Source organism: Pseudoglutamicibacter cumminsii (assembly GCF_016907775.1).
GTDB classification, from domain to species: Bacteria; Actinomycetota; Actinomycetes; order Actinomycetales; family Micrococcaceae; genus Pseudoglutamicibacter; species Pseudoglutamicibacter cumminsii.
Map to the genome: position 1 here is coordinate 95,686 of NZ_JAFBCO010000001.1, position 19,012 is coordinate 114,697.

17 protein-coding genes are annotated in these 19,012 nt (G+C 61.5%); all 17 read right to left on the minus strand.

Annotation, left to right across the window (positions count from 1 at the left end):
* Positions 1–43: 43 nt before the first annotated feature.
* Positions 44–961, minus strand: a complete 918-nt coding sequence (locus JOD50_RS00400) for an RluA family pseudouridine synthase (protein WP_204879990.1) — start codon at positions 959–961, stop codon at positions 44–46.
* Positions 958–1,509 (minus strand): signal peptidase II, encoded by a 552-nt coding sequence (gene lspA, locus JOD50_RS00405; protein WP_204879991.1) that lies wholly within the window; start codon positions 1,507–1,509, stop codon positions 958–960. Before lspA ends, JOD50_RS00400 begins: the two co-directional genes overlap by 4 nt.
* A 226-nt stretch (positions 1,510–1,735) precedes the next feature.
* Positions 1,736–2,452, minus strand: a complete 717-nt coding sequence (locus JOD50_RS00410; protein ID WP_204879992.1) for a DivIVA domain-containing protein — start codon at positions 2,450–2,452, stop codon at positions 1,736–1,738.
* 169 nt (positions 2,453–2,621) lie between these two features.
* Positions 2,622–2,930 carry a YggT family protein gene (locus JOD50_RS00415; RefSeq protein ID WP_239541473.1) on the minus strand — a complete coding sequence of 103 codons (309 nt, stop codon included), beginning with the start codon at positions 2,928–2,930 and terminating at the stop codon, positions 2,622–2,624.
* A 75-nt stretch (positions 2,931–3,005) separates the two neighbouring features.
* Positions 3,006–3,566 (minus strand): cell division protein SepF, encoded by a 561-nt coding sequence (locus tag JOD50_RS00420; protein WP_204879993.1) that lies wholly within the window; start codon positions 3,564–3,566, stop codon positions 3,006–3,008.
* A gap of 55 nt (positions 3,567–3,621) precedes the next feature.
* On the minus strand, positions 3,622–4,395 hold the full coding sequence (locus tag JOD50_RS00425; protein ID WP_338051954.1) for a YggS family pyridoxal phosphate-dependent enzyme: 774 nt from the start codon (positions 4,393–4,395) through the stop codon (positions 3,622–3,624).
* Positions 4,396–4,407: 12 nt separating this feature from the next.
* Positions 4,408–5,160: a purine nucleoside phosphorylase YfiH/LACC1 family protein gene (locus JOD50_RS00430; protein ID WP_204879994.1), complete on the minus strand. Its 753-nt coding sequence runs from the start codon at positions 5,158–5,160 to the stop codon at positions 4,408–4,410.
* A gap of 4 nt (positions 5,161–5,164) precedes the next feature.
* Entirely contained in the window at positions 5,165–6,355 is a 1,191-nt protein-coding gene (ftsZ, locus tag JOD50_RS00435; protein WP_204879995.1) for a cell division protein FtsZ, read from the minus strand.
* 272 nt (positions 6,356–6,627) lie between these two features.
* Positions 6,628–7,497, minus strand: coding sequence for a cell division protein FtsQ/DivIB (locus tag JOD50_RS00440; protein ID WP_204879996.1), 870 nt, complete (start codon positions 7,495–7,497; stop codon positions 6,628–6,630).
* Positions 7,494–8,960 carry a UDP-N-acetylmuramate--L-alanine ligase gene (gene murC, locus JOD50_RS00445; RefSeq protein WP_204879997.1) on the minus strand — a complete coding sequence of 489 codons (1,467 nt, stop codon included), beginning with the start codon at positions 8,958–8,960 and terminating at the stop codon, positions 7,494–7,496. Before murC ends, JOD50_RS00440 begins: the two co-directional genes overlap by 4 nt.
* A gap of 62 nt (positions 8,961–9,022) precedes the next feature.
* On the minus strand, positions 9,023–10,126 hold the full coding sequence (gene murG / locus JOD50_RS00450; protein WP_204879998.1) for an undecaprenyldiphospho-muramoylpentapeptide beta-N-acetylglucosaminyltransferase: 1,104 nt from the start codon (positions 10,124–10,126) through the stop codon (positions 9,023–9,025).
* Positions 10,127–10,149: 23 nt separating this feature from the next.
* Entirely contained in the window at positions 10,150–11,367 is a 1,218-nt protein-coding gene (gene ftsW / locus JOD50_RS00455) for a putative lipid II flippase FtsW (protein ID WP_204879999.1), read from the minus strand.
* 46 nt (positions 11,368–11,413) lie between these two features.
* Positions 11,414–12,952 (minus strand): UDP-N-acetylmuramoyl-L-alanine--D-glutamate ligase, encoded by a 1,539-nt coding sequence (gene murD / locus JOD50_RS00460; protein ID WP_204880000.1) that lies wholly within the window; start codon positions 12,950–12,952, stop codon positions 11,414–11,416.
* A complete protein-coding gene (gene mraY, locus JOD50_RS00465; RefSeq protein WP_204880001.1) occupies positions 12,949–14,058 on the minus strand; it encodes a phospho-N-acetylmuramoyl-pentapeptide-transferase in 1,110 nt (369 codons plus the stop codon). The genes murD and mraY overlap by 4 nt, the downstream gene beginning before the upstream one ends.
* 3 nt (positions 14,059–14,061) lie before the next feature.
* Positions 14,062–15,546 (minus strand): UDP-N-acetylmuramoyl-tripeptide--D-alanyl-D-alanine ligase, encoded by a 1,485-nt coding sequence (locus JOD50_RS00470; protein ID WP_204880002.1) that lies wholly within the window; start codon positions 15,544–15,546, stop codon positions 14,062–14,064.
* 17 nt (positions 15,547–15,563) lie between these two features.
* The gene (locus tag JOD50_RS00475; protein WP_204880003.1) at positions 15,564–17,180 is read right to left on the minus strand and encodes a UDP-N-acetylmuramoyl-L-alanyl-D-glutamate--2,6-diaminopimelate ligase; all 1,617 of its coding nucleotides are present in this window, start codon (positions 17,178–17,180) and stop codon (positions 15,564–15,566) included.
* A gap of 8 nt (positions 17,181–17,188) precedes the next feature.
* Complete coding sequence (locus JOD50_RS00480; protein WP_239541475.1) at positions 17,189–18,991, minus strand: peptidoglycan D,D-transpeptidase FtsI family protein; 1,803 nt, start codon at positions 18,989–18,991, stop codon at positions 17,189–17,191.
* Positions 18,992–19,012 lie beyond the last annotated feature (21 nt).

Below are 19,012 nucleotides of genomic sequence, written 5' to 3' on the forward strand. Positions count from 1 at the left end.
TGATGCGGGCTGCGGCCGCGACGTATGGCGGCACTGCGGCGGGTTACTCTTCGCGCAGTAGCGAGAGCGAATCCACAAGGTCTTGCGGATATGGGGCCTCGAGGTATATCTCTTCCCCAGTTACCGGATGTGTGAAACCTAACTCCTTGGCGTGCAACCACTGGCGTGTGAGCCCGAGCTGTGCCGCGAGCGTTGGGTCTGCGCCGTACTGTTGGTCGCCCACCAGCGGGTGGCCCATCGCGGAGAAGTGCACACGGATCTGGTGCGTTCTCCCGGTTTCGAGTTTGACCCGCATCATCGATACGGTCCCGAACGCTTCTTCGAGCTTGTAGTGGGTCACCGCGTTGCGGCCATCCGTCACGACGGCGAAACGCCAGGTTGCGTTAGGATGCCGGCCGATAGGCGCGTCGATGGTGCCTTCCATGGGGTCTGGTAGCCCCTGGACGACGGCGTGGTAGATCTTGGTTGGCGTGCGGTCTTTGAACGCTTGCTTGAGGCCTGCGTAGGCGGGTTCGGACTTCGCGACGACCATAAGGCCCGAAGTCCCGACGTCGAGCCGCTGGACGATACCTGCACGCTCTTGCGCGCCTGAGGTTGCGATCGCGATGCCTTGGCGCGCGAGCTGCCCCGTGACGGTCGGCCCTGCCCAACCTGGGGAAGGATGCGCTGCGACACCGACCGGCTTGTTGATGACCACGAGGTCCGCGTCTTCATACACAATCGGGATGTCTTGCACGGGTTCCTCCACTTCTTCGGCCGCTACGACCTTGACGGTGATCTGCGACTCGGCGTCCGGGCGCATCGACTTCAAACCGGGTTGCCCGTCGACGCTCACGAGGCCGTCCTGAATCATCTGCGCGGCAACGGTCCGGGAAACGTCCGCGGCCTTGGCGACCACGACGTCGAGCCGCTGACCCGTCCCCGGAACCGTGATGAGCTGTTCAGCAGGCTCGGTGCTCATGCGTTCTCCTCAGTCAGCTGGTCCTTGTGCCGCCCGGTAACGCGGGGACCCCCAGCGAGTGGGACGTTGCACCAAATGAGCAAGACCACCGCCACGACGCTACACGTAATCAGGGAGTCGGCGATGTTGAAGATCGCGAAGTCGCCGACCGATATGAAGTCGACCACGTGGCCGTGCCCGAATGCGGGCGGGCGGAACAGACGGTCGGTCAGGTTACCGAGTGTGCCTGCCAGCAGAGCCGCCAGCGCGGCCATCCACAACCGCGAACGAGCCTTCGTCAGCATCAGGACAACCACAGCTACGGCGACCACAGCCATGAACACCGCGAAGACCCACGTGAAGTTCTCACCCATCGAGAACGCGGCCCCCGGGTTACGGATCGAATACCACTTGAACCACGGCTCGATAACCCAGCGGATCTCGCCAACCTTCATTGAGGTCTCAACCCAGTACTTGGTCAGTTGATCAAAGCCGTACCCGATCACCAAAATGATGCCCGCGATGCTCGCGAGGCTTCCACGTGATGCGGTGGTCTTCGGCGTTGTCATAGATACCCTTCTGGTGCCGTGTTCCGAGCGGATATGGATGGGTAGCGGATCTATCTGGTCCGGCGTGAATGGCTGTGGAGATAGTTCAAGGCGGCGACCCCGCGGGTCACCGCCTTGAACTGAGCTAAGCACCTTAGCTATTCACTTCAGTGGTGTTCTGAAGCGACGCACCGGCTTGTCGCTGCAGGCCGGCTTGGAAAAGCGAGCCTGCTGGCGCAGAGCTAGATTAGATCTGCTCCGCAACCGGGGTCTGACCGTCGAGGTCAGACAGCTGGTCTGCGATGTAGGCGCGCAGGCGCTCGCGGTAGCTGGTCTCGAAGGACTTGAGGTCCTCGATTTCGCCTTCGAGCTTGGTCTTCTTCTCAGCCAAGTCATCGAGGGTGCGGCGCTTGGTGTCTTCAGCGTCCTCGGTGGTCTTCTTCGCTGCCGCTTCAGCGTCGGAAACGAGGGACTGTGCCTTGGCCTGTGCCTCGGAGATGATGCGGTCGCGCTCGTTAGCACCCTGGGTCACGTACTCGTCGTGGAGGCGCTGTGCCATCTGCAGGACGCCTGCAGCCTGGTCTGCGGAACCGGTCGATGCGGCTGGAGCAACTGGCGCCGAGGTCTCAGCTGCTGCTGCAACTGGAACAGCAGGCTGTTCAACCTCTGGGGTCTCCTCAACCGGAGCAGCCTCGACGGTCTCTTCAACCTCTGGGGTTTCAGCCTCTGGAGCTTCAACCTCTGCCTCAGCGGTTTCTGAGGTTGCGGAAACTGGAGCTGGAACAACGTTGCCTTCCTGGCATTCAGCCAGCTGGCGACGCAGTTCAGCGTTCTCGTCGTTCAAGCGACGAAGTTCCTCAACAACCTCATCAAGGAAGTCATCGACTTCGTCCTGGTCGTAGCCTTCGCGGAACTTCGTAGGCTGGAAGCGCTTGTTGACTACATCATCCGGCGTCAGTGCCATCTGATCTCCTCGATTACTCGGGTACGGTCACCAGCGATTCTTTCGCTGGTCACGACAATTAGTGACTTTGAAACGCCCGCGCTGAAGCCCCGCTAGACGAATGCCTGATTACGACTCTATAACATGCTTCGGTTTTTCGCGATGCGCTGGCTGTAAGACACCGCTTAGCTCACACCAATCCAACGCCCATGCGGAATACGAAGCTCTTGAGGATGGACACCACGAAGAACACCAGAATGAACGAAAGGTCCAGTTGGACTCCTCCGAAATTCACGGGCGGAATCACTTTTCGGACCCAGCCGAGCAGTGGCTCCGTGGTGCGGTTGACCGTGCTTGCGAAGACAAGCGCGGCACCGCGTGGCCGCCAGTCACGAACGAATGAGTCGATGAAGCTCACAACGATGCGGGCCATCAGCAAGTACATGAACAGGCTCAGCGCAAGGTAGATCGCACCGAAAATCATGCCGTTTGCACCCATGTATCCCTGGCCCTATCCGTGTGGTGAGTTTCTACGTCTCGGAAATGTTATGACCCGCAGCGCAACGCGGAAGAGTTAGCTCTGGTTGAAGAATGCGGACTGGTCGTCGCCAGTGAGCTCTTCACCCAGGATCTCGACGCCATGTGGGGTAAGCAGGAAGACCTTGTTGGTTACGCGCTCGATGTTGCCACGCAACGCGAACACGAGGCCGGCCGAGAAGTCGACGAGGCGCTTGGCTTCAGACTCTCCCATGTCAGTGACGTTCATGATCACTGGGATGCCGTCGCGGAAGCTCTCACCGATCGTCTTCGCGTCGTTGTAAGAGCGCGGGTGAACAGTCGTAATCTGACGCAACTCAGTGTCCTCCTCCGGCGCGGACGCCGCGCGCTTGATAGGCGTCACCGGAGCGCGGAAGTCTTCCGCAACTTTCGGTTCGGTTTCTGGCTGTGCAACTTCGACCAGCTGCGGCTTAGCCTTCTGAGGCTGTTCTGCTGCTGGTTCAGGCTTTACCTCGTGGCGCACCTGTTCCGAAGCGGCGGGTTTGACGTCCTTCGCCGGTTCCTGGCGTTTGACGTCGTCGTCCTCCGCCTCAGCCAGGCCAAGGTAGATCATGGTCTTGCGGAGGGCTCCTGCCATCGGATACTCCTTTAGTCGATGCGTGGGTGCCTTAACGTGCAGGCACCTTTCAAAGTTAACCCACCGCGGGGCGAGAACCCAGGACATCCGATCCGATGCGTAGGTGTGTCGCTCCTGCGGCGATCGCTTGTTCTAGATCATGGCTCATCCCGGCCGAGATTCCAGTTGCTTGGGGGTGTGTTTGGCGAATTCGTTGTGAAAGTTCACCTAAACGCTCGAAAGCTGCGGCCGGATCTTCATCTAGTGGGGCCACGGTCATGACTCCGCGCAGAGCGAGCCCGGGGCTTTCCGCGATGCTGTCGGCTACCGCTTGCGCACCGTTGATGCTGACGCCGCCGCGGCCGTCGTCGGGTTGGCTTTCGCGGACATCCACCTGGACGTAGCAGCCGAGTGGGTCGAGGCCTTCGTCGGCGCGGCGCTGCCCTGCACGTGCGAGCGCTTTGACCAGCGATGCGCGGTCGACGGAGTGGATTTCGTGCGCGTAGCGAACCACGCGGTTAACCTTATTGCTCTGTAGCTGGCCGATGAAGTGCCAGCGCAGATCAGGCGCGTATTCGCTGAGCGCGGCGGCTTTAGGGGTCGCTTCTTGTTCGCGGTTTTCGCCCATGTCGCGCATGCCGAGGTCATAGAGGGCAGCGGCGTCCGATGGTGGGAAGAACTTGGTCACGACGATCAGCGTGGGCTCTTCCGCGCGGCCCGCAGCTTGGGTTGCTTTGGTGATGCGTTCTTTAACAGCGCTGAGGCGGGCGGCGAGTTCTTCGCGCCGTTCCACTGTTGCGTTGAGGCTTGGTGTTTGCAGGTCCTGGGCTTGGTTGTCCTGGTTGCTCACTGTGTTCCTCTTTCAGTTGTTGCGCTGATAGATGATGGTCGCGTTGCGGTCTCGCTGGTCTGCTCCGCGGTACGAGTACCACGCGGAGTTTTCCAGGGTGCACTCCCCGGTTTCGTGGACGAGGGCGCCGTGCTCTTCGAGGACCGCGCGGGTTGCTCGCGGTAGGTCTAGCGATGGGGTGCCCCAGCTGGTTGTGGAGGCGATGGCGTCCGATGCTGTCCCTGGCATGGTTGCCGCCGCTTCGGTGACCATGTGTTCGGGTACTTCGTAGCAGCGCCCGCAGATAGCTGGCCCGATCCACGCCTCAAGGTTGGTAGCGTGCTGTCGTTTAAGTTCAGCGAGCGTGTTGTGGATGACCCCGGTGAGCAGGCCTTTCCGGCCTGCATGGATCACGGCAGTCACAATCCGACCAGCCGGGAGGCTCGCCGCGATCGCAATGGGGACGCAGTCTGCTGTCAACACGGCCGGGGCATAGCTTCCGCTTGCGTCAACCAGCGCATCGGCTGTTGGCACATCATGCACGCGTTCACACGCATCAGCCCATGCGCCATCGGAATCGATGACCGCAACCGTGGCGCTGTGCACTTGCGACATGAACGCGAGCGCCGCCGGGTCGATTCCAAGCTCTGCCGCTACCCGTTCGCGGGCCCGCATCACATGTGCAACGGAGGGGCCCTCCACCGTATGTACGGCGAGGTTCCCCTCCGTGCAACCTGTGAATGCTAAGCCAACGTTCGGGTGAAGCGTGAACGTTTCGCAGCGCATCGGATTACTTCAAGAAGTCCGGAACGTCGAGGGAATCGCGTCCCGGTGGCATGACCGGCTCAACGACCTCTGGGACATCGCTGTCCGCGTCTTCCTCGATGCTGTCTGGAATCTGCTGACCCTGATCCTGCGCCTGGTGCTGGGATGCGGCCGGCGCAGCTTCCTTGCTTGCAGCGCCCTGCTCGTCTACGCGGGAAGGGACTGACTGCTGGCCAGCCTGGGCGCTCTGCGCTGGGCGGGAGGTCTTGTCGACCTGGTCGAAACCGGCTGCGATGACGGTGATGCGGATCTGATCGCCCATCGATTCGTCGATTGCGGAACCGAGGATGATGTTGGCCTCTGGGTGGACGACTTCCTGCACGAGGCGTGCGGCGTCGTTGATCTCGAACAGGCCGAGGTCCGAGCCACCCTGGAAGGACAGCAGAACGCCCTGCGCGCCTTCGATGGATGCTTCCAGAAGTGGCGACGCGATGGCCTGTTCGGCCGCGTCAAGCGCACGGTTTTCGCCGCTTGCGGCACCGATACCCATGAGAGCGGAACCTGCGCCTTCCATGACGGTCTTGACGTCCGCGAAGTCGAGGTTGATAACACCCGGGGTCGTGATGAGGTCGGTGATGCCCTGAACACCGGAAAGCAGAACCTGGTCGGCGGCCTTGAACGCGTCCATCATCGTGATGCGCTCGTCGGAGATCGCAAGCAAGCGGTCGTTTGGAATCACGATGAGCGTGTCAACTTCGTCGCGCAACGCGTCGATGCCGGACTCTGCCGAGTTAGCGCGGCGGCGGCCTTCGAACGTGAACGGACGGGTCACAACACCGATGGTGAGTGCGCCGAGCGAGCGGGCGATGCGGGCGACGACTGGTGCTGCGCCGGTACCGGTACCGCCACCTTCACCTGCGGTCACGAAGACCATGTCCGCGCCGCTGAGGAGGTCGCTGATTTCGTCTTCGTGGTCTTCTGCTGCCTGGCGGCCAACGTCTGGGTTGGCGCCGGCGCCGAGGCCACGGGTCAGTTCACGGCCGATCTCAAGCGTGACATCCGCTTCTGACAACATGAGGGCCTGAAGGTCTGTGTTGATCGCAATGAACTCGACGCCACGGAGGCCTTCTTCGATCATTCGATTGACTGCGTTGATGCCACCGCCGCCAACACCAACCACCTTGATGACGGCGATGTTTTCTTGTCCAACTGCCACGTTTCGGGTCCCCTGCTCGTAGTTGTTTGCTCGTAAAAGTTAAGCTGACGCCGGAGCATCATGCGATCCATGTATAGGCATGGTGCTGAAGCGATCTCCGAGCCTATGTATTGAGTAAACCGCCCGCGCTAGGTTGCTTCAAACCTTGCGTTCGGCGTGTCGTTGCGCTGTGAATGTTTTCGACCCTCTTGCGGCAGATTCGACGGTTTTCTGAGCCCGATCTTTCAACCGTTGGTTGAGAGTCTGGCGGTTGAGACTCCGAGCCAGGTCACCTACTTATTACGCGTTACTGGACGCTGAGGCGTCGAGACATCAAAGACTTTGTCCTTGATGTCTTTTTGCTTCAGGAACGTCTCAACTAGCGCGGCTTTCATAGGGCCCTCGGTAGCGCTTCCCCATACGATCTTCCGGCCATCCCTCAGCGTGAACGTGATGGTGTCCACGGATTTCGCTTCCGCTTCCTTAAGCGATCCGAGCACTCCAGACGGAAGCTCAGAGAGCGATTCAACCAGGCCATCGAAAATCTGATGCCCTGGGTCCTTCTCCGGAACCCGGACCAGCGGAAGCTTCTCGCCTTCCTTACCGGATACGACCTTAAGCGGAACACCGTTGTCACCCACGACCCACCGCTTACCGTCACGTTCCATGACAGCAACCTGTCGGTGCTCCACGATCTCAACGCGCACATCGCGCGGCCCATCCAGCTGGATCCGGACGTCCTGAACCGCTGCGAACTTCTTTAGCAGCCGATAGATTTCCTTGTTGTTGAGGCTACCTACGGCTTTGCCTTTGAGAGGTTCGAGCGCCTCGACGAGCTTGTCGGTATCCGCGAGTTGAGCACCTGAAACGCTCACGTTCTTAACCGCTGCGAGCGGGCTGAGCGAAAGACCCACCAAGCCGCCCACAACCAACACGAATACGCCCGCGCCAATACTGAAGCGCAGAATCTTGCGGCGCCGTGCACGATCCTTCTTGTGCGGGCGGATCGGCGTAGGCTCAGCATCGCCGGTGCTGGCATCAGCAGCACCATTCGCGGCAAAGTCACCAGCGGCAGAGTCACCAGCGTCAGCACCGGCGTTACCAGCCGCTGGCTTCCGTGGGTGAGCTACAGCGCTGAACTCAAACTCGTCGTCAGAACTCATCCGTTGTAGCTTTCACCGCTTTCGGCATCGTCAAAGCCGTGCTCAGCAATCTCGTCGACGATCTGCGGACCCAACGCAGTCACATCGCCTGCACCTAGCGTCAGGATCACGTCCCCTGGGCGGGCAAGCTCAGCCATCCGTGCAGGAACGTCTTCGGCGTCAACCAGGGCGTGTTCAACACCCACGTGGTCCGCGATCAGCTGCGTAGTAACCCCCGGGATCGGATCCTCGCGGGCCGGGTAGATCGGCAGCAACGTCACAGTGTCAGCGAGCGAAACGGCGTCAGCGAAACCGTGTGCGAAATCCCGCGTACGGGAGAACAAATGCGGCTGGAATACGGCGTGCACGCGTCCTTCCTCCGCGACGTCGCGAGCAGCACCCAGCGCCGCCGTAACCTCGGTTGGATGGTGCGCATAGTCGTCATAGACACGCACGCCGCGCGCCTCACCCTTGAAATCGAAACGTCGCGAGGCGCCCTTGAAATCAGCCAGCGCATCGGCGCACTCTTGCGGATCGAAACCGAGCAGGACACCCACCGCAATAGCGGCGCTCGCGTTCAAGACATTGTGCGCGCCAGGGAACGGCAGGCTCAGCTGAGCTACGCCCTTACGGGTCGTGACCTTAGCCGTCATGCCTGTGCCCTGCGGTTGCATGCGAGACACCCGCACATCCGCATCAGGGGTGAAACCATAGCCGACCACCCTCGGGCCATGGCCGTACGCGGAAACCTTCTGGGCAAGCTCGGCTGCACCCGCGTCATCCAGGCACACCACCACAGCGCCGTCCTCCGGGACGCGCTGCACATGCTTTTCGAACGCCTCGGCAACGGCCTCGGGCGTCCCGTAGTGGTCCAGGTGGTCCGGCTCGATGTTGGTCACCACTGCGATGTTCGGCTCATAGTTCAAGAACGAACCGTCCGACTCATCGGCCTCGGCAACGAAAACATCGCCGCCACCAGCGGCCGCGTTCGTGCCCAGACCACCCACCGTCGCGCCGACCGCAAACGACGGATCCGCGCCCAACTTGGTCAGCATCGTCGTGATCATCGAGCTCGTGGTTGTTTTGCCGTGCGTACCGGCAACAGTAACCGAGCTACGGCCCTTCATGAGCAACGCAAGCCCCTCGGACCGATGCAGAACCCGCAGACCACGCTCACGGGCCTCGACCAGCTCAGGGTTATCGTCCCGGATCGCGGACGACATCACGATCGTCTCCGCACCCTCGACGTGCCGAGGCTTGAAACCAACAAACGTCCGCGCGCCAGCCGCCTCAAGCTCACGCAAAACAGGGAGGTCCTTCGCATCGGTACCGGAAACCTCCACACCGGCCGCAAGGTACAGCCGCGCGACCGCGGAAACCCCAACACCCCCGATGCCCAAGAAATGCACCGGACCCAAGTCACGCAGACTCAGATCCTCGATACTTCGGCCTTCAGAGCGGGCATCAGAACCCGATGCAGTCATGGTGTGGTTCCTCCACTTACGGCCAGCACCACCTTTACCGGTGGAGTCACGGCCTCGAATGATTATTTAGATGCGTGGTCAGCAGCGATGTCGACGATGGTGGCCGCCATGGTCTGCGCCGCGTCTGTAATACCAACGGTAGCCGCCGCGATGCCCATCCGTTCAAGGCGCACCGGATCATTGAAAAGTGCCATGACATTCTCAGTGAGCCAGTCGCTCGTGAGCTCGGCGTCATCAACCATGAGCGCGGCGTGAGCATCGACCAAGACCTTGCCGTTGAGCGCCTGCTCGCCGTTACCCACCGGAAGCGGAACCAGGATGCTCGGCAAACCTGCGGCCGCGATCTCGCACACCGTGCCCGCGCCGGAACGGCACACAATCACATCAGCGGCCTCGTATGCCCGCTCCATAGCGTCAACGTAAGGGACCTGAACATACGCGGCACCACCCTCCGCGCCCTGAGCCTCAATCCCTTTGCCTTCACCCGTGATGTGCAGAACCTGCACACCGTTCCGGGTCAGCTCCTCGACAGCGCCAGCCAGAGCCTTGTTGAGATTCACGGCACCCAGCGAACCACCAGTGACCAACAACGTCGGGGTGTCCGGGTCCAAACCGAATCCGCGGCGCGCATCAGCAGCACCCGCCGCACGGTCCAGATGCGCAATCTCATCCCGCATCGGCATCCCCACATGCTGAGCGCCAGGGATCTTGGTCTCCGCGAACGCCGTGCCAACGAAGGCCGCCTTCTTGGCGCCCATCTTGTTAGCCATACCCGCGCGAATGTTTGCCTCGTGAATCACCACCGGAACCTTCGCACGGAAAGCAGCCTTATACATCGGCGGGCACACATACCCACCCACGCCGACCACCACATCGGCATCAACATCCCGCAGAATCTGTGCCGCACGACGCTGCGCCTGCAAATACTTGCGCGGGAACTGCAACGCAGCCTTATTCAACCTGCGCGGCATCGGGGCCTTCGGAATCAACTCAAGATCAAAACCCGCCTGCGGAACCAAACGAGTTTCCAAACCCTCCGGCGTACCCACTACCGTGATGCGGGCCTCAGGCATCTTCTTGCGCACCGCCCGCGCCATCGCCAACAACGGCGAAACATGCCCCGCGGAGCCACCGCCGGCAAACACAACAGACAGTCCAGAGCCCACGCCTGATCCCTTCCTAACCACAGCTACACGCCATTGCTTTCAACAGCCGGCGCGTCAACGGATACCGCCCGCTGCGTGGCCATAATCTCAGCCCGTGCAATATTCAACACCAAACCGACACCCACCAGCGTAGACAACAACGCCGAGCCACCATACGAAATAAACGGCAACGGAACACCGATCACCGGAAGCAAACCAGAAACCATACCGATGTTCACGAAAGCCTGAATCGCGATCCACGCCAAAACGCCGCCACACACAACCCGCGAATACAGCGAATCGCCGCGGAACCCGATCCGGTATATGCACACGATCATCACAACGAACGCCGCGATAATCGTGAGCGTGCCCCACAAACCGATCTCTTCACCGATGATCGCCATGATGAAGTCATTCTGCGCTTCCGGAATGTAGCTCCACTTCAAGCGCGACTGGCCAAGCCCCACACCCGTCCAGCCGCCCGAAGCCAACGCAAAACGGCCCTGCAACGCCTGGAAACCAAGGCCCTGCGCATCGTCCTCGGCACCCTTACCCGCGAAAGACAAAATACGCATGATGCGGTTAGGGCTCACCACAATAGCGGCTATGACCATCGCCAGGCCGGCGGCACCCAGCAGACCCAGAACACGCCACGGAGCACCCGAAACCAGGTACATCACCGCAAGAATGGATGAAAGAACCAGAACCTGGCCGAGGTCTTTACCGAGCATGACAAGCCCGATCGCCAGCCCCACAACCAACGCAACCGGAACCAGCGCATGTACCGGCTTATCCATCAAGCGGCGCTTACGCTCGAACATGGTTGCAGCGAACAGAACCATGACCGGCTTGAGCATCTCCGAAGGCTGCAACGTCACCGGGCCAAACTGGAGCCAGTTCTTATTACCGTTGACGTTCACACCGATCAGCAAGACAAGCCCGAGCAGGCCGATCATCCCGAGCATCGCGAGCCACGCGAACCGCTTGAGCCATTCCGTGGGCATCGCCATGATGAGGAACATCGCGATGATGCCCATGACGCCGAACGTCGCTTGCTTGATGAACAACGAATACGGGTCGCGGTCAGCGGAAACGAACTCGACCGCTGAGGAGGACAGCACCATCACGAAACCGAACGCGGTCAGCAACAGGGTTGCCGCTACGAGGACGTAGACCGTAGTGCGTAGCCCCGCGGCATCGGTGAGTTCGATGCGGCTCAGCTGCCTGCGCAGGAAACCCACGCGTGGCTTGGTGCTGGCCATGGGTACCTCCTGCAATGATCCGGTATGTTGCCTTGTTTGTGCGCCGTTACTCGGTTGAGTTGTTGAGTGCGTCCGTCACGGCCTTCGCGAACGCATGCCCGCGTGCGGCGTAGGAAACGAACTGATCCATCGACGCCGATGCGGGAGCCAGCAGAACCGTGTCGCCTTCCTGCGCGACGCTCAACGCATGCTGGACGGCTTGGTTCATGACGGCCTCGCCGAGCTCTGGGGTGACCTCGGTTGGTTCTCCAGTTTCTCCCACCTGGGTGCGTAGAACGGGAACGTCGGGCGCGTGTTGACTGAGAGCTTCCTCAAGTGCGCTCGTATCGGTTCCGATGAGCACTACCGCGCGCAGGTGATGGCTGTGCTGTTGAACGAGTTCGTGGTACTCAACGCCCTTGGCCAGCCCGCCGGCGATCCACACAACCGTGGGGTATGCGGCGAGTGCCGCGTGGGCTGCGTGAGGGTTAGTCGCTTTAGAGTCATCGACCCACGTGACGCCGTTGGCTTCGGCGATGGTCTGGATGCGGTGTTCACCGCGGTCATAGGCTCGCAGGCCGGCGGCAACGCCTTCGGCGTTGATGCCAGCGGCACGTGTCAGTGCTGCCGCGGCCAACGCGTTCGCGACCGTGTGGTGCGCTGGGCGCGGGCCCAGATCGGACAGCTGGGCAAGCTCCTGAGCCTGTGTGCGGCGTTCCGCGATGTATGCACGGTCCACCAGGAGGTCTTCGACCACGCCCAGCATCGAAACCGCAGGGCTCTTGGTCGTGAAACCGATCCCGCGGCAGCCTTCAACCACATCGGCGTCTTCGACCATCGTGAGCGTTACCGGATCTTCAGCGTTGAAGATCGCCGCGATCTTGGTGCGCTCATAGATCTTGGCTTTATCGGCCTTGTACCGTTCGAAGCCGCCGTGCCAATCGACATGATCCTCAGCGATGTTAAGAACTGTCGAAGCCAGAGGCGAAACCGAATACGTGTGGTGCAGCTGGAAGCTCGAAAGCTCAACCACCAGCACGTCGAAGCCCTCCGGATCACGGATCGCATCCAGCACTGGGGTTCCCACGTTGCCGACTGCGATCGCGCGGAAACCGTCCTGGCGGAGCATCTCGGCCGCCATCGTGACGGTTGTGGTTTTACCGTTGGTTCCGGTAACGCACAGCCATTCGGCCGGTTGCGCGAGTTCGCGGCCATCGCGCACGCGCCACGCAAGCTCAATCTCGCTCCACACCGGAATCCCGGCCTCGCGAGCCTCAACCAGCAACGGATGCGTAGGCCGCCACCCTGGCGAAACAATCACCAGGTCAGGCTTTCCACCATCGACCGTCGGCAGCGCTTTGACGTGCTCTTCGCCGAGCGCAACCGAAACAGCGCCAACGATCTCGAGGGTCTGCTTGCGTTCGCGGTTGTATTCGTTATCCACGCCGTCGACCACCGCGACCTTGGCGCCGAGCTCAATCAGGGTGTCGGCTGCGGCGAAACCGCTCGCGCCGATTCCGGCTACGACGACGCGCAGGCCAGCCCAGTCGGCTCCCCACGAGTCAAGATGTTCAAGCCCACCCAGCATGGGTCGTTGCTCGGTCATACTCTCACCAGCCAGTCAAGGTAGAACAAGCAGAGGCCCGCGATCACGAAGAGGCCTCCGAGGATCCAGAAACGCACCACAACGGTGACTTCCTGCCAGCCTTTGAGCTCGAAGTGGTGCTGCAGCGGCGCCATGAGGAACACGCGCTTACCGCCCGAGATCTTGAAATAGCCGACCTGAATGATGACGGACAGCGAGATCAGCACGAACATGCCGGCGATCACGATGAGCAGCAGCTGGGTGCGGCCGAGGATCGCGAACGCGGCGACAGCGCCGCCGAGTGCGAGCGAGCCGGTGTCGCCCATAAAGATGCGGGCTGGTTTCGTGTTCCACCACAGGAAGCCGACGAGCGCGCCGATGAGGATCACTGCCCAGATCGCAAGGTCCATCGGGTCGCGGACCTCGTAGCAGGCGCCTTCGATTGCGCGTGCATTGCCGCATGTTTGGGATTCCTGCCACAGCCCGATGAGGGCGTAGGCGGAGAACACGAAGATCGAGATGCCGGTTGCCAGGCCGTCGAGGCCGTCGGTCAGGTTGACGCCGTTGGTGGTTGCGGTCGCGATCAAGTTGGCCCAGATGACGAACAGGATTCCGCCGAACACGGGGCCTGCGAAGCTCAGGTCGAGCCACGGGATGTCGCGGGCAGCGGAGATCATCATGGAGCCTGGGGTGCGTCCTTGTTCGTCTGGGAACATGAGCGCGAGCACCGCAAAGGCCACACCGACGATGCCTTGCCCGAGGATCTTCTGCCACGGGGTCAGGCCGAGCGAGCGTTCTTGGCGGATCTTGGCGTAGTCGTCGAAGAACCCGACACAGGCCATACCGGCCATGAGCAGCAACAGCAGCAAGCCCGATGCGGTGGGCCCTGCGGTTGGTGAGTTCAGAAGCCACAGGATGAGGTGGGTCAGGAAGTACGCGAGGATCGCGGCAGTCACGAAGACTGCGCCGCCCATCGTGGGGGTTCCGCGTTTAGACATGTGGCTTTGCGGGCCGTCTTCGCGCACGAACTGTCCGTAGCCGCGCCGAGTCACAAGGCGGATGAACAGCGGCGTGCCGGCGAAGGAAAGGATGAGGGCTATGACGCCACCGAGAACGAGTCCAAGCATGTATCAGCCTTCCCGCGCAACGTCGGCCTGAGCGAACTTTTCACCGAGCCAGCGTAGGCCGGCACCGTTCGAGGATTTGAACAGCACAACGTCGCCGGCCTGAACGTTCTCGTTGAGGAACGCTTCCGCTTCATCTGCGGTTTCGAACCAGCACGCTTCGTCGCCCCACGACCCCTCTTGCACGGCGGCGGAGTGGATCGGCTTGGCACCCTGCCCCACAACTACAGTCTTAGAGATGTTGAGGCGCACGGCCATGCGGCCGAGGCGGTCATGTTCGGTGATGGAGTCCTCGCCGAGTTCGAGCATTTCCCCCAGCACCGCCCACGTACGGCGTGGTTCGCTGTGTGCGTTGCCGCGTTCGATTTCCGCGAGCAGTTGGAGTGCAGCGAGCATGGATTCCGGGTTGGCGTTGTAGGCGTCGTTAATGACGGTGACGCCGTCGGCGCGTTCTGTTCGTTCCATGCGGTGCCTTGAGATTGCTCCGAGTCCTGAGAGGGTGTCTGCGATGAGCCCGGATTCGATCCCGGCCGCGCTGGCAGCGGCGGCTGCGGCCAGGATGTTCGGTACATGGTGGCGGCCTACGAGGCCGGAGGTCACTTGGCGGACGGATCCGTCTGGGAAGGTCATAGCGACGACGGGGTTGCCGTTGCCATCGAGGTGCACGTTGGTTCCGTAGACTGCGCCTGCGAGGTCTTCGCTCGCGCTTCCCTCTGCTGTTGCGGCCGCTGGGTTGCTTTCGCTGAAGCTCCACACAGGTGCCTGGGCGGCTTCACGCATGTTCCATACGGTCGCGTCGTCGTGGTTGAGCACCACTGCGCCGTCGGAGCCCACGGCTTCGACGAGTTCACGTTTAGTCAGCGCAATGTTTTCGACGCCACCGAATTCGCCGACGTGCGCGGTTCCGACCATCAACACAACGCCGATGTCTGGTTTGACGATGTCGGCGAGGTAAGCGATGTTTCCGCGCCGGGTCGCGCCCATTTCGGCGACGAGATAGCGGGTGTTTTCCGTCATGTCGAACACGGTGAGCGGCAGCCCGACTTCGCCGTTATAGGAACCTTGCGGCACCACGGTTGGGCCTTCGTGGCTCAGGATCGCACCAAGCAGGTCTTTGGTCGTGGTTTTGCCGGCGGAACCGGTGATCCCGATAACGGTGAGCTCGCCGTTGGCGCGAACGGTTTCGACGACGTGGCGAGCAAGCACACCCATCGCGGCGACGACGTCGTCCACGATGATCATCGGCAGGGGCTGGCCATCGACATTGGTGACTTCGCGTTCCCCAAGGACTGCTACCGCGCCGTCGTTGATCGCGGCGGCGGCGTATTCGTGCCCGTCGGTGGTTTCACCTGGCTTGGCTACGAAGAGCGCTCCGGGCGTGATGTCGCGGGAGTCGGTGGTGACTGCTTGGATGTGCGCTTCGGTGTCCACCGGGCCGTAGATGCGGCCTCCGGTGACATCGGCGAGTTGCTTCAAGTTGAGAGTGATCATGGTTCTGTTGACTGACTCTACTCGTTCTTGGTGCTTTGTTGTGTGAGTGCGGCGCGCGCTTCTTCGCGGTCGTCGATGGGTACGAGGGTTCCGCTGACGTCTTGCGCGGTTTCGTGGCCGCGGCCGGCGAGTAGCACGACGTCGTCGGTGCCTGCCATGTGGACGGCTTGGTGGATTGCGTTGGCGCGTGGTGCGGCTTCGAACACTGTGGCGCCGGTGGTTGCGGCGGCTTCGTGTGCACCCTCCAGCACGGCAGCGCGGATGGCGGCTGGCTCTTCGTCGTGTGGGTCGTCGTCGCTGACGATGACGACGTCGGCGTTTTCTGCCGCGATGCGTCCCATGATGGGGCGTTTGAGTTGGTCACGCTCCCCTGTTGCGCCGAATACGACGATGACGCGGCCTTCGCCGGTGCGTACCGATGCGAGGGCGCGTTCGAGGGCGTCGGGGTTATGGGCGAAGTCGACGATGACCGCGGGGTGAGTCGATACGACTTCCATCCGGCCGGGCACGCTTGGGGTCAGAGGCGCGGCCTCGCTCGCAATGGCTTCTTGCAGTTGCGCTACGGGCATTCCGGAGGCGATGACCATCACCAGCGCAAGTGCCGCGTTGGCGATGTTGAATTCGCCTGGCATGTCGACGTGCGCGTCGAGCGTTTGTGGCGCGCCGGCGTCGTTGGCTGGGCCGGTGAGGGTGAAGCGGTAGCCGAGGTGTTCGCGGTGGATGTCGTTCACAGTCCAGTCGGCCTCGTTTCCCGATACGGACAGTGTTTGGACCGGGATGTCGGCGGTTTCGGCGAGCTTCTGACCCCACGCGTCATCGACCAGGACCACGCCGGTGCGCGCGTGTTCTGGAGTGAACAGTTGGGCTTTGACGTTGAAGTATTCCTCCATTGAACCGTGGAGGTCGAGGTGGTCTTGGGTGAGGTTGGTGAAGCCGACCACGTCGTAGAGCAGCCCGCTGATGCGGTGGAATTCGATCGCGTGGGATGAGACTTCCATCGCGATGGTGTCGACGCCAGATTCGCTCATGCGCGCACGGAGCGCGTGGACCTGGGTAGCTTCCGGGGTGGTCAGCTTGGCTTCGATGGTTTCGTTTCCGGATTGGATTTCGATGGTTCCGATGAGTCCGGTGTTGTGTCCTGTGGCGTTGAGCAGGGAGCGCACCATATAGGTTGTGGTGGTTTTCCCGTTGGTTCCGGTCACGCCGATGAGCGTCGGGAGCTGGCGACCGTTGCTCGCGGCGCCATCGCCGCCGCTGTAGATGGTCGCGGCGAGGTTGCCGAGGCGGTTGCGTAGGTTCTCGGTGACCACGATGGGCGTGCGGGTGCCCTCGACGCGTGCGAGTTCGGCGTGGATGATCTCGGCGCCTGAGGCGTCGGTGACGATGGCGGCGGCTCCGGCGTCGATGGCTTGGGCCGCGTAGCGTGCGCCGTGGGTCTTGGCTCCGGGGAGCGCAGCGTAGAGGTCGCTTGGCTGGACGGCTCGGGAGTCGAGGGTTACGCCGGTGACGCGGGTCTCGGCCGCGTCAGGCGCGAGCTCCGCCTCCGGAAAGAGGGTTGCAAGGGTTGCGCCGGTTGCGTGCTGTGGACGGAAGGCTTGTTCGGCCTGCGCCGCACTGTTGGGGGTGTGTGACACGGGTTTCCTTACCATCCGTAGTTCTGTTTCTCACCGGTGAATACTTTATAGGCCTTTGATTTGGCGTCGCTTGGGGCGAGGCCGCGGCTGCGCACGGTCGCTTCCATGATGCTGGTGAAGGTGTCCCCTACTGACCAGTCTTTCCAGTTCCCTTTCGGGTGGTGCATGGTCACGAGCACGAGGTACTGGGGGTCATCTGCGGGTACGACTCCTCCGAAGGCTTGGGAGTGTTGGTCGAATTTACCGCTTGGTCCTTGGGCCTGCGCGGTACCGGTTTTGCCTGCTACGCGGTAGCCGGGCATCTTCATGGCCTGGGCGGTTCCGTGTTCAACCACGGATGCCATGGTGCGCAGCATCTTCTGCGAGGTGTCTTTGGAGACCACACGCTGCTTTTCCCCGGTTGGGGCTTTGGTTTTGTTGCCTTCGGCGTCGATGTAGTTGTCGACGATGGTGGGTGTGATTCGTTCTCCGCCGTTGGCGATGGCTTGGAACATCGAGGCGGTGTTCATGGGTGAGAGTGAGTAGCCCTGGCCGAACATCGTGGTGAGGCGTTGGCGGCGGTCCCAGTTTTCGGGTTTCACGAGGATTCCGGGGTTACCGGGGCCGAGACCGACGTCAAGCGATGACCCGATGCCGAGTTGTTTCATGAACTCGTAGCGGTCTTTGTCTTTGAGGCGTTCGCCGATCATGACGGTTCCGGTGTTGTAGGAGCGCGCGAAGATGCCGGCTCCGGTCATGTCGAAGGTCGCGTGTGGGAGGGAGTCAGAGATGAGTTCGTGCCCGAATTTTTTCTTGTTCGGGACTTTGAAGTTTTCTTCTGGTTTGAGTTTCCCTTGTTCGTATGCGAGGGCGAAGGTTGGGATCTTGCCGGTTGAGCCGGGTTCGATGGCTTGGCTGATCGCTGTCGAGGTCCGGTAGTCAGCCTCGGTCGCGGCGGGGTCGTTGGGGTCCATCGGCGTCGAGTCGGCGATAGCGAGGATACGGCCAGTTTTGACGTCCATGACGATGGCGTTGACCCAGAGCGCATTGAATTGTTTGCGTTTGGACATCACGGCTTCTTGCGCGGCCCATTGGATGTCTTGGTCGATGGAAAGTTGGACGTCTTGACCGTTGACGGCTTCTTTTTCGGCTAGTGCGGCGCCGGGGATGCGCACGCCGTCAGCGGAGCGTTCGTAGACGCGTTCGCCGGGGATACCTTCTAGGTGTTTTTGTTGTGAGAGTTCGATGCCGGTTGCGCCTTTGCCTTCGGCGTTGGTGAAGCCGAGTACCTGGCCGGCGATGGGCCCGTTGGGGTATTCGCGGTGGGCGCGTTGTTCGGTGCTCATCCATGGGAACCCGATGCGCATGACTTCGTCACGCACTTTGGGCGTCACGTTCTTGGCGATGACGGAGTACCCATTTTTGCGTTCGCCTTCGATTCCTAGCATGAGGTCGCGTACTTCGTCGGGGTCTTTACCGAGTTGGTAGGCGATTTCTTCCGCGGCTTGTTGGGAGGTGATGGTTTCGCGTTGCCCGGTTTCTGGGTTTTTCCGCGAGAATTCGTCCGCGACGAGGTTTTGGTTGACGATGATGTCGTATCGCACCACGGACATCGCGAGCACTTCCCCGTTGCGGTCGAGGATGCGTCCGCGGACGGGGTGGAGTGTTTCTTTCGTGGTGCGCGAGGAGAGCGCGTCAGCCGCGGCTTGTTTGGAGTCGATCCCTTGGACCCAGACCATCCGCCCTGCGAGCACGAGCATGAGCAGCATCACGAACGCGAGCAGCACGCGCATGCGTTTCACGGAGCGGAGTTCAGCGGTGCTGCGTGCCATGCGTGTCTCCTGGGTCTAGGT